This window comes from Endozoicomonas sp. SESOKO4 (genome assembly GCF_024606275.1).
In genome coordinates this window covers 1-1,731 of record NZ_JAHHPS010000068.1, presented here as the reverse complement: position 1 = coordinate 1,731, position 1,731 = coordinate 1, and the positions used below count along the sequence as shown (strand labels likewise).

Below are 1,731 nucleotides of genomic sequence, written 5' to 3'. Positions count from 1 at the left end.
ATACCAAGCTGGCCTTCAATCGCAAACTGGATGCTATTCATCGTAAAGAAGTGGCATTCACACATTCTACCGACGTCCACCCTGACACAGATAAAGACATCACGGTTCTCAATCAGGCAATGAAACACACTCAGACCGGGTCAAGCCTGACTCAGGGTGATAATCAAACCCCAAAAGACCAATTAGACGGCATTGAACGTTTTATTCAGAAAAGCGAAGACGGTTCAGGAAGACGAGTCGAGATCGTTCAGAAACTGATAGCTACTATTAGAAATCTGAAAATCCCCTTTGATAATGACCCTGATAATCTGTCTGAAGAAGATTACATCAATGCCATAGTAGACTATGCAGCCTCTTACGGTCGGGATAAGGCCGATGAAGTCGATTACCTGGGCAAATTGCCTGAAACCAGGAGACAGTACACTCAAATCACGGAGTTCCTCCATGAGCACGATTTTAGAAAAATGGAATTGGCCTATGCACAGGACGGTGAAAAGCAGGCACAAGAGGAACTGGACACTAAAAATCGGGCGATTGACCATTCCAGAAACATCGATCCGGAAACTAAAACCAAACTTAAAGACGAAAGAGATGCGCAGGCCTTGATTCTGGAATGGAGAAAGGCAGTAGTATCAGAAGCTCAGGCAAATCTGGAGGTTCATGGAGCGTCTCTCAGAGTTATTGAGGATGACGTGGGTCTCAAGCCAGAGCCCACTGCCCGCTTGGCTGAGCGTGTTGATGCCCTGAGAAATAAACAGGTGCAACTGGGAGGGCTCGATGGTACTGGCGGCATGATTCAGCAACTGACCGAGGAACAGGACAGTCTGAACAGAGAAATAGAAATCAGAAAAGCGCGAATAGTGATCTTAAAGGGAGTTTTGGAATCGGCAGAAGAGGCTATCGAAAATGAGGGTGTTTCCTTCCAGTACACGCCGGGACAAGCAAAAATACTGACCGAAATACACACCTACATGGGCGAACATTCATTCAGGAAACAGGCTCTGGAAGCCGCAATGGGTCTGGCGAAATCAGCTGAACTAAGCAGTAAGTCAATACCCAATCTTCAGACTTTTGACTTAGATGATGAATTTGCACCGATTCGCTTGCAGGCATTGGTGGGAGATCATATGACGTTTGACCGGGCCAGACGGACTGTGGAAATCTTCAAAAATCTGAAGACGACATTCACGATCAGGCCCACAGAAGATCAGTCTCTGAATCCGCTGGGAGAAGCCCAAAAGCTGGCGGACAGGGCAAGAAGTCACATTAAAACCGGGCCACAACACTATGACGATGAAATCCACAGCATGGGCGAAGCCGCTATTCACTTCATCGAGCATGAACCAAGGGATCTGAAAAGCTTCTCGGAATACTTTGCTGCCCATTCTGTCAGTGGCAACAGGATTATAGCTCTGCTGAGTGAAAGTCTGATCAGTAAGGTTGAATTAGAGAACTATATGGAGGCCATCAGAGGTGTCGACGAATATCAGACAATGGCTGAATTTGAACACTTTCTTGGTTATAAACACGGCGTCAAGGTGCCTGAGTTCCAAAAGGTTGTCCGGATGCTGTCCGACAGAGGTACTAAGGAATTTATGCACAGTGCCTTTACTCCTGTGACAGCCACTTGCACGACGGGCATGAAAGAATCTGTTGCAGGTATGAAAGTTTACGCGGCTGCGGTCATCGCCAACTACGTTCTTGACGATATTGCCTTTGAAAACGGCCGCA

Annotated in this window: 1 protein-coding gene; it reads left to right on the top strand. The window is 47.0% G+C overall.

What is annotated here, in order from left to right; genetic code table 11:
• Positions 1–1,731: hypothetical protein (locus KDK16_RS01180; protein ID WP_257274307.1), on the top strand; the 1,731-nt coding region annotated here is incomplete at both ends.